Genomic DNA, 13,378 nt, shown 5'->3' on the forward strand with positions numbered 1-13,378 from the left:
GCCCCACCCCGCCCCCGCCCCCCAAGCCCCTCATCGGCGACGCCGCCGTCGCCAAGGCCGTGGCCCGCCTCGACGCGGACGTCGCGGACGTGATGCGCCGCACCGGCATCCCCGGCGTCGCGGTGGCCGTCGTCCACCGCGACAAGGTGCTCTACCTCAAGACAAGGTGCTCTACCTCAAGGGCTTCGGCCTCCGCCGCACCGGCGAAGCCGCCACCGTCGACCCGGACACCGTCTTCCAGCTGGCCTCAGTCTCGAAGCCGGTCTCCTCCACCGTCGTCGCCGGCGCCCTCCCCGACCCCGCCGCCTGGGACGAGCCCCTCGGGTCCTCCCTGCCCGGCTTCGCGCTCAAGGACCCCTGGGTGACCTCCCACGTCACCCCCGCCGACCTGTTCTCCCACCGCACCGGCCTCCCCGACCACGCCGGCGACCTCCTGGAGGACCTCGGCTACGACCAGTCGTACATCCTCGACCACCTCCGCCTCGAACCCCTCACCCCCTTCCGCGCCGGCTACGCCTACACCAACTTCGGCCTCACCGCCGCCGCCGAGGCCATCGCCCGCGACCACGGCACCACCTGGCAGAAGCTCAGCGCGGACACCCTGTTCAAGCCCGCCGGAATGACGCACACCAGCACGGAGTTCTCCGCCTTCGCGAACGCCGCCGACCGCGCCTACGGCCACGTGAAGAACCCCGACGGCACCTGGAGCCCCCGCTACGTCCGCGACCCCGACGCCCAGGCCCCGGCCGGCGGGACCAGTTCCACCGCCCGTGACATGGCCCGCTGGCTGCGGCTCCAGCTCGCCGACGGCGTCCTCGACGGCAAGCGGATCGTCCCCGCCGACAACCTGAACCGCACCCGCCTCCCCGAGATCGTCTCCCAGGCCCAGACCATCCGCGGCGTCCCCCAGTTCTACGGGCTCGGCTGGAACGTCAGCTACGACGACGCCGGCCGGCTGCGCCTGGGCCACTCCGGGGCCTTCGAACTCGGCGCCAACACCAACGTCACCATGCTCCCGCTCGAACGGCTCGGCATCGTCGTCCTGACCAACGCGGCCCCCGTCGGCCAGGCCGACGCGATCGCCCTGGACTTCTTCGACACCGCCGAACACGGCAAGCCGACCACCGACTGGCTGGCCCTGACCGGCGCGCTCTACGCACAGGAGCTGAACGAGGGCCACCGCTCCACCACCGACTACGCCCACCCCCCGGCCGGCGCCGCGCCCGCCAAGCCGGCGAATACCTACACCGGCACCTACGACAACCCCTTCTACGGCCCCCTCACCGTCACCGCCGACGCCAAGGGCGCCCTCACCCTCTCCCTCGGCCCCGAGCCCCTGCGCTTCCCGCTCACCCACTACTCCGGGGACACGTTCAGCTTCGAGACCACCGGCGAGAACGCCGTGGGCCGCACCGGGGTGATCTTCTCCGACGGCAAGGTCCGCGTCGAGTACCTGGACGCCGAACACCTGGGGACCTTCACCCGCCGTTAGACCGGGCCGCCTACCCTGGTCCTGGTGAGCCGCAGATCCCACATCCCTCCCGCGCCCCTCCCCCAGCAGGACGGCATCGACCCGGTCCGGATGCGTCTTCCCCCCGACCCCGAGGGGCGCTGGCCGCACCTGGGCGACTACCTGACCGAGCGCTACGCCGGCACGCGCGGCGCCGAGTCCATGGCCCGACTGCTCGCGCAGGGCCGGGTCCTCGGCGAGGGCGGCCGGGTGCTGCGGCCGCAGGACCCGTACGAACCCGGCGGCTGGCTCTGGTTCCACCGCGACATGCCGGACGAGCCGGCCGTGCCCTTCCCGATCCGGGTCGTCTACCGCGACCGCCACCTCCTCGTGGTGGACAAGCCGCACTTCCTGGCGACCACCCCGCGCGGCAGCCACGTCACACAGACCGCCCTGGCCCGGCTGCGCCGGGAGCTGGACCTGCCCGCGCTCAGCCCGGCGCACCGCCTGGACCGGATGACGGCCGGACTGGTGATGTTCAGCATCCGCCCCCAGGACCGCGGCGCCTACCAGCTCCTCTTCCAGCAGCGGCGGGTCCGCAAGGTCTACGAGGCCCTCGCCCCCCACGACCCGGCCGTCCACCTGCCCCGGACGGTGCGCAGCCACATCGAGAAGGTCCGCGGGGAGATGGCGGCGGTCGAGGTCCCGGACGCCGAGCCCAACGCCGAGACCCTGGTCGAACTCACGGAGGCCCGGGGCACCCTGGGCCGCTACCGGCTGACCCCGCACACCGGGCGCACCCACCAGCTGCGCGTGCACATGAACGGCCTCGGCCTGCCCATCCTGGGCGACCCCGTCTACCCGGTGGTGGCCGAGCCGGCCGACCCGGCCGACTACCGGCGTCCGCTCCAGCTGCTGGCCAGGACCCTGACCTTCACCGACCCGGTCACGGGCCTCTCCCACCACCTGGAGACCGGCCTGACCCTCCAGGCCTGGGACGACCCCGAAGGCTGGGCCGCAGGACCGCTCGCCCCCTAACGCGCCGGGGCGACGCCCGCGATCCGCAGCGCCGCGTCCGCGGCGGCCTCCGCGAAGGCCGCCACCGGGCGGGCCGGGTCGGAGCGGCGGATCAGCATGACCCCCTCGATCAGACCGAAGACCAGGTCGTTGCGCAGGGCCAGTGCGGCCGTGTCCCCGGCCAGTTCGGCCCCCAGCGGGGTGGCTTCGAGCAACGCCCGGTAGTTGTCGCGCAGTTCGTCGCGCATCCGCCGGAACGGCTCCAGCCGGGGCGAGTCCAGCTCGGGCAGCAGGTAGAGGGCGCCCAGGTTGTACGGGCCGCCGCACAGCAGCAGGACGTCCGAGCGGCACAGCTCCCACAGCCGCAGCGCGGCCGGCCGGCCGGTCTCGCCCCGCAGGCGGCGGGAGAGCGCGAGCGAGGGGGCGACCGTGGACTCCAGGAGTTCGGCGAGGAGTTCCTCCTTGCCGCCGAAGTAGTGGTACATCGTGGCCTGCCGCATCCCGGCCCGTTCGGCCACCGCCCGCGTGGTGGTGGCCGCGTACCCCCGTACGGTGAACAACTCGGCCGCCGCGCAGAGGAGTTCCTCACGCGGCGGCCGGTCGCCCGGTGCTCTCAGCCGGTCGGCACGCGGCCGGCCGACCCGTCTCGGACCTTCGTCACTTCCCCCGCTCATACTCCGATCGTCGCACAGGACACCGGGCGGGGATCATGGTCGGAGATGAGATCCGGCCGCCCGCGGTCTCGGAGGAAGGCCCAAAGGGCGCTACCCCACCGAGCTGTAGGCCACGACACCCCGCAGCAGGGCGTCCACGGCCTTGCGGGCGTTCTTCGCCACCGTGCTCCCGCCGGCCGAGGACGGCGGGGCGGTGGAGGCCGGGGCCGCCGCCGCGATCTGCCCGAGGACGTCGATGACCTGCTTGCACCAGCGCACGAAGTCACCGGCCGGCATCTCCGCCTCGCGCAGCACCTCGTCCAGGCTCTTGTCGGAGGCCCACTGGTAGGCCGCCCACGCGAAGCCGAGGTCCGGCTCGCGCTGGCCCACGCCCTCCGCCTGGTTGATGCGGTGCTCCTCCTCCAGGGCGTCGAGCCGGCCCCAGATGCGGACCATCTCGCCGAGCGCCGCCTTGGCCGGGCCGTTCGGCACCTTGGGCGGGGCCGCGTCGTCGGACTGGCGGGCCTCGAAGACCAGCGCCGAGACACAGGCGGCCAGTTCGGCCGGGTTCAGCCCCTCCCAGACACCCTCGCGCAGGCATTCCGAGGCCAGCAGGTCCAGCTCTCCGTAGAGCCGGGCCAGCCGCTTGCCGTGCACGGTGACCTCGTCCTCGCGCAGGTAGTCCAGTTCGGTGAGCAGCGCGTGGATCCGGTCGAAGGTGCGGGCGATGGTGTTCGTCCGGCCCTCGATGCGGCGCTCCAGCTGCAGGGTGTCGCGCTTGAGCCGGTGGTAGCGCTCGGCCCAGCGGGCGTGGTCCTCGCGCTCGTCGCAGCCGTGGCAGGGGTGCGCCCGCAGTTCGGCGCGCAGCCGGGCGATCTCCCGGTCGTCGGCCGCCGCGGCCCGGCCGCGCCGCTGCCGCTCGGGCTGGACGTGCCCGGCCTTGTTGCGCAGGGCGGTCGCCAGGTCCCGGCGGGACTGCGGGGAGCGCGGGTTGAAGGTCTTCGGGATCCGCATCCGGTCGAGGGCCTCCACCGGCACCGGGAAGTCGATCGCGGCGAGCCGCTTGACCTGCCGTTCGGCGGTGAGGACCAGCGGGCGGGGGCCCTCGGCGTACTCGTAGCCGCGGTGCCCGTGGACCCGCCCGGCGGGAACGCCCGGGTCGAGGACGAGGGCGAGGCCGGCGAACTTGCCCGTGGGGACGTGGATGATGTCGCCGGGCTTGAGCCGCTCCAGGGAGCTCGCCGCCTGGGCACGTCGCTGCGCCGCGCCCTGCTTGGCCAGTTCGGTCTCGCGGTCCTTGAGCTCGCGGCGCAGCCGCGCGTACTCCTCGAAGTCGCCGAGGTGGCAGGTCATGCCCTCGCGGTAGCCCTCGAGTCCCTCCTCGTTGCGCTGGACCTGGCGGGAGATCCCGACGACCGAGCGGTCGGCCTGGAACTGCGCGAAGGAGGTCTCCAGGAGTTCGCGGGAGCGGTGGCGCCCGAACTGCTGGACCAGGTTGACGGCCATGTTGTACGAGGGCTTGAAGCTGGAGCGCAGCGGATAGGTGCGGGTGCCGGCGAGGCCGGCGAGCTGCACCGGGTCCATGCCGCGCTGCCAGAGCACCACGGCGTGGCCCTCGACGTCGATGCCGCGGCGGCCGGCCCGGCCGGTGAGCTGGGTGTACTCGCCGGGGGTGATGTCGGCGTGCTGTTCGCCGTTCCATTTGACGAGCTTCTCCAGGATGACCGTGCGCGCGGGCATGTTGATGCCCAGGGCGAGGGTCTCCGTGGCGAAGACGGCCTTGACCAGGCCGCGGACGAACAGCTCCTCGACGACCTCCTTGAAGGTGGGGAGCATGCCCGCGTGGTGGGCGGCGATGCCGCGCTCCAGGCCTTCGAGCCACTCGTAGTAGCCCAGGACGTGGAGGTCCTCGGCGGGGATGGAGGCGGTGCGCTCCTCGACGAGCTCGCGGACCTTCAGGCGCGCGCTGTCGTCGTTGAGCCGCAGGCCGGCGTACAGGCACTGCTGGACGGCGGCCTCGCAGCCGGCCCGGCTGAAGATGAAATTGATGGCCGGGAGGAGGTCGTCGTTGTCGAGGCGGGCGATGACCTCGGGGCGGCCGGGGGTCCAGATCCGGCTGCGGGAGCGGCGCTCGCGCTCGCGGTCGGCCTCGCGGACCATCTTGCCGCGCCGCCGGTCCTTGGGGCTGTAGCTGCGGGTGTTCTCCTCGCGGGCCATGCGCAGCAGGTCGGGGTTGACCTCGCGGCGGGCGGAGCCGCGGCCCCCGTGGTCGGACTCCTCCTCGAAGAGGTCGTAGATCCGGCGGCCGGCCATGACGTGCTGCCACAGCGGTACGGGCCGCTCCTCGGAGACGATCACCTCGGTGTCGCCGCGGACGGTGTCGAGCCAGTCGCCGAACTCCTCGGCGTTGGAGACGGTCGCGGAGAGCGACACCAGGGTCACCGACTCGGGGAGGTGGATGATCACCTCTTCCCAGACGGCGCCGCGGAAGCGGTCGGAGAGGTAGTGCACCTCGTCCATCACGACGTAGCCGAGGCCGCCGAGCGCCTGGGAGCCCGCGTACAGCATGTTGCGGAGCACCTCGGTGGTCATGACGACCACGGGCGCGTCGCCGTTGACGCTGTTGTCACCGGTCAGCAGGCCCACCTTGTCGGCGCCGTAGCGCTTGACGAGGTCGGCGAACTTCTGGTTCGACAGGGCCTTGATCGGCGTCGTGTAGAAGCACTTGCGGCCCTGCTGGAGGGCGAGGTGCACGGCGAACTCGCCCACGATGGTCTTGCCCGAGCCGGTCGGGGCGGCCACCAGGACGCCCTTGCCGGCCTCCAGTGCCTTGCAGGCCTCGACCTGGTACGGGTCCAGGTCGAATTCGTACATCTCGCGGAAGGGGGCCAGGGCGGAGGCCTCTTCGGCGGCGCGGATCCGGGCAGCGGCGTACCGCTCGGCGGGTGAGAGTTCTTCGGTCATCTTGCTGTCGAGCCTACCCGCCGCCTCTGACAACAGTCTCGATCATTTATGTGATCGGCCGGAGGCTCCCTGAGGGCCGTCGCGGCCGGCCGGCCCGCCCGGGCCGGCCGGCTCCGCCTCTCACGTGGCGTCGTCGTAACCGTTGATCTGGCGGCGTCCGCCGTCGGACTGCTCGGGCAGGACGGAGGCGGCCGGGGCCGAGTCCGCGTCGCCGATCCGGGACGGGGTCAGGTCCAGGTCCGAGGCCTCGTCGTCGTCGAGGTCGGCGTCCGGGTTGGCGCGCCGGCGGCGGCGGTCGTTGAGCAGGCAGATCCCGAGGGCGAGGAAGTACAGGGCCACGATCGGGGAGGCCAGGGTCAGCATGGTGACCGGGTCGCCGGTGGGCGTGGCGAAGGCCGCGAAGATCGTGATGCCGAGGACCATGCCCCGCCACCAGCTGCCGAGCCGCTTGGCGCTGAGGATGCCGGTGAAGTTCAGCAGCACCAGGATCAGCGGCAGCTCGAAGGCGAGGCCGAAGACCACGACCATGCGCGTGACCAGGTCGAGGTAGTCGTCGACCGGCAGCAGGTTCTTGACGTGGTCGGGGGTGAAGCCGAGGAGGATCTCCGCGGTCTGCGGCAGGATCTTGTACGCCAGGACCGCGCCGGCCAGGAACAGCGGGGCGCCGACGGCCACGAAGCTCAGCGTGTACCGCTTCTCGTTCTTGTGCAGGCCGGGGGCGGCGAACGCCCACAGCTGGTACAGCCAGACCGGGGCGGACAGCACCATGCCCGCGGAGAGGCCGACCTTCAGCGCGATGGAGAAGGGGCCGGTCAGACCGTTGGCGGTCATCTCGGCGCAGGGGGCGCCGTTGCGCTGGTGGGTGGCTCCGTTGACGCAGCCGACGGAGGAGAGCATCGGCTCCAGCAGGAAGTCGATGATCGGCCGGAAGAAGTAGGCGCAGACGATCGTGACCACGGCGATCGCCAGGACCGACTTCAGCAGGCGGTTTCTCAGCTCACGCAGGTGCTCGACGAGCGGCATCCGCCCTTCGGCGTCCTTCGGAAGCCGATCTCGTTTCCCCTGCTTGCGGGCAGACTTGAGCAACCCACGTCCCTTGTCTCGTTGCAAATGACCGGCGTGCTGGGGGACGACCCCCCGGGTGTCAGCCCTGGGCGGTGCGGCCCGGCTCGCCGACCGGACGGGAGCTGGTCACGTCACCGGGAGCGGCCTGGATGGTGCGCGGGGCGACCGGCTGCTGGGTGTCGGCGGCCGGGGCGGCGGCGGGGGCGTCCTCGGCCTCGCCGTCCCTCTTCATGGCCTTGGCCTCGCTCTTGAGGATCCGGGCCGACTTGCCGAGCGAGCGGGCCATCTCGGGAAGCTTCTTGGCGCCGAACAGCAGCACGATCACAGCGATGATCAGAAGGATCTCAAGGGGCTTCAGATTGCCGATCATGTGTGTCTTCCTTACTCACCGAAACGGCTGGTTTGTGGTGGCCTCGCGATGCCGGACAGGCGTCGTCCGGTACCTCTCTGACATGGATCGTAACCCCCGGGGGTGAACGCCCGGCAATCCCCAGGGGGTGTCAGCGCTTGCCTGCGGCTCCGACGGTACGGGTCGGGCCGCACGGTTTCCATAACCGGTACGTGAACACCTGCCCGCGCACCGGGCGCCCCCCCTAGTGCCGCAGGGCGCCCTCGCGCCGCGCGGCCCCGGCCAGGTCGGTCGCCGCCCGCTCGAGGTCCCCGGACGCTTCGGTGATCCGGCGGCTGGCCAGGGCCACCTGCCCCGACAGCCGCCGGACCTCCAGGAAGACCCGCACGGCCAGCACGGACAGGACGGCGACCCCGAGGAAGCCCAGGGCAATCGCAAACATCGGCCACAGCATGGGACGAGCCTAGCGCGCCCGTCTCAGAGGCTGCGCAGGGTGCTCACTCCCCCGCCGGTCAGCAGCTCCACGATGCGCTCACCGGCGGGTTTGCGGACCTGTGCGGAGCACTCGGGGCAGGTGAAGGAGTAGAACGTGGCCCTGCGGCTGCCGCCGATCGCCAGCCGCAGGGCGTCCGCCGCGAGCTCGAAGCGCGCCCGGCACTCGGGACAGGCGGCCTTGAAGGTGACCGGTTCCCCACCGGAAGATGGCGACATCTCTCCGCGCCCCCTCTAGACCTGTTCCCCGTACCCCGCGAGTGCTTCTGTGGCGGCCCTGCGGGCGCTCTGCGCCAGCTCCGGCGGCGAGACGATCCGCCCGTCACGGCCCAGGCGCAGCGCGAGCCGCCGCAGGGAGGCCGGGTCGGGGCTGCGCAGCACGATCCGCAGGCCGCCGTCGGGCAGTTCCTCGGCGCTGTCGTGCGGGTAGTACTCGGCGACCCAGCGGCCGCCGGGACCGACCTCGACGACCACCTCCGGGTCCTCGGCGGCCGGCTGGACCAGGCCCTCGGACAGGTCGCGGGGCTCGATGGCCGGCGGTTCGGCGCGTTCGTCGAGGAGGCGGATCTCGGCCACCCGGTCGAGGCGGAAGGTGCGCCGCGCCTCCGAGAGGTGGCACCAGCCCTCCAGGTAGGTGTGCCCCACCGCGAAGAGCCGGATCGGGTCGACGGTGCGCTCGGTCAGCTCGTCGCGGGCGGGCGAGTAGTAGCGCAGCCACAGCCGGCGCCGCTCGGAGATGGCCCGGTCGACGTCGGCGAAGACCCCGCCCTCGGACTCGAAGGTCACCGACAGCCGGGAGCTGGCCCCGGCGGCCTCGCCGGCGGCCGCCTCCAGCTTGGCGGTGGCCCGCAGCAGCGCGTCCCGGTCGCTCTCGCGCAGCCCCGGCAGGGTCGCCACCGCGCGGGCGGCGACCAGCAGGGAGGTGGCCTCGTCGGCGGCCAGGCGCAGCGGCTCGGCGGTGGACTCCCCCGAGGCGTCGGCGTTGTGCCACCAGATCCGGTCGCCGTCGGTGTCGATGTCGAGCAGGTCCCCGCCGCGGAAGCTGGTGCCGCACATGGGCAGCACGTCGAGGTCCGAGATCAGCTCGTCCTCGGTGATCCCGAAGGCCCGGGCGACGTCCGCGACGTGCGCCCCGGGGCGCTCGCGCAGGTAGGTCACCAGGGACAGCATCCGGCGGGTCTGGTCGATGGCGTTCGCGGCCATGCTGGTACGTCTCCCCCTCAGGGCGTTGCTAGTGAAGTTCCTGGTCAGCCCTGGGCGACGGCGCGCAGCCGGTCGACCACATCGGCCCGCAGGTCCGCGGGTTCCACCACCACGACGTCGGGGCCGAACTCCACGAGCCAGGCGTCGAGCCCGTGCCCGTACGGGATCTCCAGCTCGTCCCAGCCGTCGGCGCCCTCGCGGACCGCGGTGGCCTTGGCCCGCAGCGGGTACCCGGAACCGGCACGCAGCCGGATCAGCGCCGAGCGCTGGGCGCCCTCCCCGGCCCAGGCCGCCACGGTCTCCCGCACGGTCACCACGTCGGGGACCTCGGCGGTGTACTTCCCGGCCCGCGAGCGCACCTTGCCGGTGATCCGGGAGAGCCGGAACACCCGCTCCGCCCCGCGGTCGCGGTCGTAGCCCGCCAGGTACCAGTGGCCGCGCCAGCACTCCAGGGCCCACGGCTCGACCTGGCGCTGCTCGGGCCGGGCGGCGTTGGACTTGCGGTAGTCGAAGACCACGGGACGGCGGTCCCGGCAGGCGAGCATCAGCGGCTCGAAGGCCGCCTCGTGAACGGGGATGCGCGGCTCGATCGCACTGTGCTGGCCCTCGTACGGGTCGCCGGCCTCCGGCATCCCGCCCGCCCGCAGCTTCTGCAGGGCCCCGCTGGCCGCGCCCGCGAGGCGGGCCTGCTGCCAGACCTTGGCCGCCAGCCCCAGCGCGGCGGCCTCCTCGGCGTCCAGGGAGACGGGGGGCAGCCGGTTGCTGTCGCGACGCGCCAGGTAGCCGGTCTCGCCCTCCAGGTTCTCCACCGTCTCGATCACCAGGCCGAGCTCGCGCAGGTCGTCCTTGTCCCGCTCGAACATGCGATTGAAGGAATCGTCGTTCCCGGCTTCCAGGTAGGCCTCGATCGATCCGCGCAGCTCGCGCTTGCTGAGGGGACGCCGGGTCCCCAGCAGACACAGCGCCAGATTCATCAGCCGCTCGGCCTTGGCGATCGCCATCGACGCCCTTCCCCCACTGCTCGACACACACTCGTGACCGTTGACCGTACCGCCAAGGCGGTCCCGGACAAAAGCGAGGGCCCCCGCCTCACGGCGGGGGCCCAGCGCGGTGACTGCCCGTGGATCAGGCGGCCATCAGGTCACAGACGAAGATCAGCGTCTCGCCCGGCTTGATGGCACCGCCGGCGCCGTGGTCGCCGTAGGCGAGGTGCGGCGGGATGACCAGCTTGCGGCGGCCGCCGACCTTCATGCCCTGGACACCCTGGTCCCAGCCCGGGATGACCTGACCGACACCGAGCTTGAACTGCAGCGCCGAGCCGCGGTTCCAGGAGGCGTCGAACTCCTCGCCGGTGGAGTAGGCCACGCCCACGTAGTGGACCGAGACCACGGAGCCGGCCTTGGCCTCCGCGCCGTCACCCTCCCAGATGTCCTCGATGACCAGGCCGGCCGGCACCGGGAAATCAGGGAAGTCGATCTCGGGCTTCTCGAGCTTGTCGCTCACGGAACTGCTCCTCATGCGTACGGATGCGGGCCCCTGACCGCGGCGGCGGAAAAGGGCAACCCCACCAGTCTTACACCGTGCCGAGGATGTCCACGACGAAGACGAGCGTGGAGTTCGCGGGGATCTCACCCTGCGCCTGGTCCTTGTACCCCTGCTCCGGCGGGATCACCAGCAGCACGCGGCTGCCGACCTTCTTGCCCACCAGACCCTTGTCCCAGCCCTGGATGACCTGGCCCGTGCCGATCTGCGTCGAGAACGGCTGCCCGGTCTTCCAGGAGTTGTCGAACAGCGTCGCCGCTTCCTTGCCCTCGTTCGGGACCCACGTCGCACCGCTGTACTGCATGAAGACCGTCTGACCGGACTTCACCTCCGGGCCCTTGCCCTCGATCAGGACCTTGTCGACCAGCTCCTTCGGCGGGTCGTTCTTCGGGACCGTGATCGTGGCTTCCTTCTCCTCGTCGGCCTTCACCTGCGGCAGGTCCGACGGGATCGGGGCCTGGGTGCCCTCGGCCTTCTTCGGCACGACCTGGTCCACGTCGATCACGAAGACCAGATTGTCCTTCGCGCCCACGCCCAGCTTCGGCTGGCCCTGGTCACCGAAGGCCGCGGCCGGCGGGGCCACGACCAGCAGCCGGCTGCCGACCTTCTTGCCGAGCACCGAGTCGCCGAACAGCGGCAGGGTCTGCGGCGAACCGGCCGTGAAGGGCAACGGCTCGCCGCCCTGGTCGTAGGAGCTCGGCAGGTCCTTGCCGCTCTTCCAGATCTTGCCCGTGAACTTGGCGATCACGAGGTCGTTCTTCTTGACCTCGGGCCCGGTGCCCTCCTTGAGGACGTTCACCACGAACTTGCCGCTCGGCTCACCCTTGGGAACGGTGATCTCCGCCTTCTTGCCCGCTTCACCGGCCACCGTCGGCATCGGGTCCGCGGAGGCGACCGGCTTCGGCACCTCGGCGGGCTTGGAGGCGCCGGCCGACGGAGAGGAGTCCTTCTTCCCGGAGTCGTCGCCCCCTCCGCAGGCCGCAGTGAGCATCAGAGCCGGCACGATGAGCGCGGCAGCAAGTCGGCGTCGCACAGTGGTCCTCAGGGTCGCTGGAATGGTCCGTCGTAGCGGCCCACTCTACGGGCTGGCCCCTGCGCCACAAGGCTCTGGCATGCGAGGACCCCGCACGCCGACGCGTACGGGGCCCCCGGCCGCACCGGTCACATACCGGCGATCAGCTTCTCCACCCGGTCGTCCACCGACCGGAACGGGTCCTTGCACAGCACCGTGCGCTGCGCCTGGTCATTGAGCTTGAGGTGCACCCAGTCCACCGTGAAGTCCCGCCGCTGCTCCTGCGCCCGGCGGATGAAGTCCCCGCGCAGCCGCGCCCTGGTGGTCTGCGGGGGCACCGACTTGCCCTCGAAGATCTTCAGGTCGTTGCAGACCCGCTCGGCCTGACCCTTGCGCTCCAGCAGGTAGTACAGCCCCCGCCGGCGGTGGATGTCGTGGTACGCGAGGTCTATCTGGGCGACCCGCGGATTGGACATGGTCATGTTGTGCTTGGCCCGGTAGCGCTCGATCAGCTGGTACTTCATGACCCAGTCGATCTCCCGGCCGATCCGGTCCAGGTCCTCGGCCTCGATGGCGTCCAGGGTCCGGCCCCACAGCTCCAGCACCTGCTCCACGACCCCGGTACGGATCCCCCGCCGCTCGGCGAAGTCCAGGGCCTTGTCGTAGTACTCGCGCTGGATCTCCAGGGCGGAGGCCTCCCGGCCGCTGGCCAGGCGCACCTTGCGCTGGCCCGTGATGTCGTGGCTGACCTCGCGGATCGCCCGGATCGGGTTCTCCAGGGTCAGGTCCCGCATCACCGTCCCCGCCTCGATCATGCGCAGCACGAGGTCCGTGGCGCCGACCTTGAGCAGCATCGTCGTCTCGGACATGTTGGAGTCCCCGACGATCACGTGCAGGCGCCGGTAGCGCTCCGCGTCCGCGTGCGGCTCGTCGCGGGTGTTGATGATCGGACGGGAACGGGTGGTGGCGGAACTGACGCCCTCCCAGATGTGCTCGGCCCGCTGGCTGACGCAGTAGACCGCGCCCCGGGGGGTCTGCAGCACCTTGCCCGCGCCGCAGATCAGCTGGCGCGTGACGAGGAAGGGAATCAGGATGTCCGCCAGACGGGAGAATTCTCCGTGCCGGGCCACGAGGTAGTTCTCGTGGCAACCGTACGAATTGCCCGCCGAGTCGGTGTTGTTCTTGAACAGGTAGACGTCGCCCGCGATTCCCTCCTCGTGCAGGCGGCGTTCGGCGTCGACGAGCAGGCCTTCCAGAATGCGCTCGCCCGCTTTGTCGTGGGTGACCAGTTCGGTCAGACTGTCGCATTCGGGTGTTGCATATTCCGGATGCGATCCCACATCGAGGTACAGGCGGGCGCCGTTCCGCAGGAACACATTGCTGCTGCGGCCCCATGACACGACACGGCGGAAGAGGTAGCGCGCCACTTCGTCAGGAGACAGTCGGCGCTGTCCCCTGAACGTGCACGTGACGCCGTACTCGTTCTCCAGCCCGAAAATGCGGCGGTCCATGACTGAACATTACGCCTTCTGCCCTCTTCTGAAACCGGGTTCGAAGACGGCGTTCCGATCAGTTTTTGATCAACCGCTCCGAAGGCGCCCCCGCCGAGCCCGCCACGGCCCGGCTGCGGC

At 71.4% G+C, this 13,378-nt stretch carries 12 protein-coding genes and 1 pseudogene; 2 read left to right on the forward strand and 11 right to left on the reverse strand.

From position 1 onward, the window contains the following. Together VR44_RS10020 and VR44_RS10025 are read left to right on the forward strand one after the other, a co-directional pair. Nucleotides 1-1,492, forward strand: a pseudogene (locus VR44_RS10020) (serine hydrolase); the annotation flags it as partial. Between the two features lie 24 nt (nt 1,493-1,516). Then, nucleotides 1,517-2,488 carry a pseudouridine synthase gene (locus tag VR44_RS10025; protein ID WP_045947068.1) on the forward strand — a complete coding sequence of 324 codons (972 nt, stop codon included), beginning with the start codon at nt 1,517-1,519 and terminating at the stop codon, nt 2,486-2,488. Here VR44_RS10025 and VR44_RS10030 read toward each other — a convergent pair. From VR44_RS10030 to pafA, 11 genes are all read right to left on the reverse strand, one after another. After that, the gene (locus VR44_RS10030; RefSeq protein ID WP_045947069.1) at nt 2,485-3,141 is read right to left on the reverse strand and encodes a TetR/AcrR family transcriptional regulator; all 657 of its coding nucleotides are present in this window, start codon (nt 3,139-3,141) and stop codon (nt 2,485-2,487) included. The two genes, VR44_RS10025 and VR44_RS10030, sit on opposite strands and share 4 nt — an antisense overlap. A 90-nt stretch (nt 3,142-3,231) precedes the next feature. Next, nucleotides 3,232-6,084, reverse strand: a complete 2,853-nt coding sequence (locus VR44_RS10035) for a DEAD/DEAH box helicase (RefSeq protein ID WP_045947070.1) — start codon at nt 6,082-6,084, stop codon at nt 3,232-3,234. A 120-nt stretch (nt 6,085-6,204) separates the two neighbouring features. Next, a complete protein-coding gene (gene tatC / locus VR44_RS10040; RefSeq protein WP_045947071.1) occupies nt 6,205-7,170 on the reverse strand; it encodes a twin-arginine translocase subunit TatC in 966 nt (321 codons plus the stop codon). Nucleotides 7,171-7,228: 58 nt separating this feature from the next. Further along, nucleotides 7,229-7,519, reverse strand: coding sequence for a Sec-independent protein translocase subunit TatA (tatA, locus tag VR44_RS10045; RefSeq protein WP_045947072.1), 291 nt, complete (start codon nt 7,517-7,519; stop codon nt 7,229-7,231). Nucleotides 7,520-7,742: 223 nt separating this feature from the next. Continuing rightward, a complete protein-coding gene (locus VR44_RS10050) occupies nt 7,743-7,952 on the reverse strand; it encodes a hypothetical protein (protein WP_045947073.1) in 210 nt (69 codons plus the stop codon). A 23-nt stretch (nt 7,953-7,975) separates the two neighbouring features. Continuing rightward, a complete protein-coding gene (locus tag VR44_RS10055; RefSeq protein ID WP_045947074.1) occupies nt 7,976-8,209 on the reverse strand; it encodes a CpXC domain-containing protein in 234 nt (77 codons plus the stop codon). A 15-nt stretch (nt 8,210-8,224) separates the two neighbouring features. After that, nucleotides 8,225-9,193, reverse strand: a complete 969-nt coding sequence (locus VR44_RS10060; RefSeq protein ID WP_045947075.1) for a helix-turn-helix transcriptional regulator — start codon at nt 9,191-9,193, stop codon at nt 8,225-8,227. A gap of 44 nt (nt 9,194-9,237) precedes the next feature. Beyond that, nucleotides 9,238-10,194 carry a helix-turn-helix transcriptional regulator gene (locus VR44_RS10065; protein WP_045947076.1) on the reverse strand — a complete coding sequence of 319 codons (957 nt, stop codon included), beginning with the start codon at nt 10,192-10,194 and terminating at the stop codon, nt 9,238-9,240. Between the two features lie 124 nt (nt 10,195-10,318). Then, nucleotides 10,319-10,711, reverse strand: coding sequence for an FKBP-type peptidyl-prolyl cis-trans isomerase (locus VR44_RS10070; protein WP_045947077.1), 393 nt, complete (start codon nt 10,709-10,711; stop codon nt 10,319-10,321). A 55-nt stretch (nt 10,712-10,766) separates the two neighbouring features. Then, a complete protein-coding gene (locus VR44_RS10075) occupies nt 10,767-11,768 on the reverse strand; it encodes an FKBP-type peptidyl-prolyl cis-trans isomerase (RefSeq protein WP_045947078.1) in 1,002 nt (333 codons plus the stop codon). A gap of 128 nt (nt 11,769-11,896) precedes the next feature. Further along, nucleotides 11,897-13,258, reverse strand: coding sequence for a Pup--protein ligase (pafA, locus tag VR44_RS10080; RefSeq protein ID WP_045947079.1), 1,362 nt, complete (start codon nt 13,256-13,258; stop codon nt 11,897-11,899). Nucleotides 13,259-13,378 lie beyond the last annotated feature (120 nt).

Origin of the sequence: Streptomyces katrae (genome assembly GCF_000966975.1) — a bacterium.
GTDB classification, from domain to species: domain Bacteria; phylum Actinomycetota; class Actinomycetes; order Streptomycetales; family Streptomycetaceae; genus Streptomyces; species Streptomyces katrae.

Excerpts from the sequence above, each read along its gene's own strand:
- VR44_RS10030 (WP_045947069.1), bottom strand. The coding sequence starts at position 3,141 with ATGAGCGGGGGAAGTGACGAAGGTCCGAGACGGGTCGGCCGGCCGCGT.
- VR44_RS10035 (WP_045947070.1), bottom strand. The coding sequence starts at position 6,084 with ATGACCGAAGAACTCTCACCCGCCGAGCGGTACGCCGCTGCCCGGATC.
- tatA (WP_045947072.1), bottom strand. The coding sequence starts at position 7,519 with ATGATCGGCAATCTGAAGCCCCTTGAGATCCTTCTGATCATCGCTGTG.
- VR44_RS10050 (WP_045947073.1), bottom strand. The coding sequence starts at position 7,952 with ATGCTGTGGCCGATGTTTGCGATTGCCCTGGGCTTCCTCGGGGTCGCC.
- VR44_RS10055 (WP_045947074.1), bottom strand. The coding sequence starts at position 8,209 with ATGTCGCCATCTTCCGGTGGGGAACCGGTCACCTTCAAGGCCGCCTGT.
- VR44_RS10060 (WP_045947075.1), bottom strand. The coding sequence starts at position 9,193 with ATGGCCGCGAACGCCATCGACCAGACCCGCCGGATGCTGTCCCTGGTG.
- VR44_RS10065 (WP_045947076.1), bottom strand. The coding sequence starts at position 10,194 with ATGGCGATCGCCAAGGCCGAGCGGCTGATGAATCTGGCGCTGTGTCTG.
- VR44_RS10070 (WP_045947077.1), bottom strand. The coding sequence starts at position 10,711 with ATGAGGAGCAGTTCCGTGAGCGACAAGCTCGAGAAGCCCGAGATCGAC.
- pafA (WP_045947079.1), bottom strand. The coding sequence starts at position 13,258 with ATGGACCGCCGCATTTTCGGGCTGGAGAACGAGTACGGCGTCACGTGC.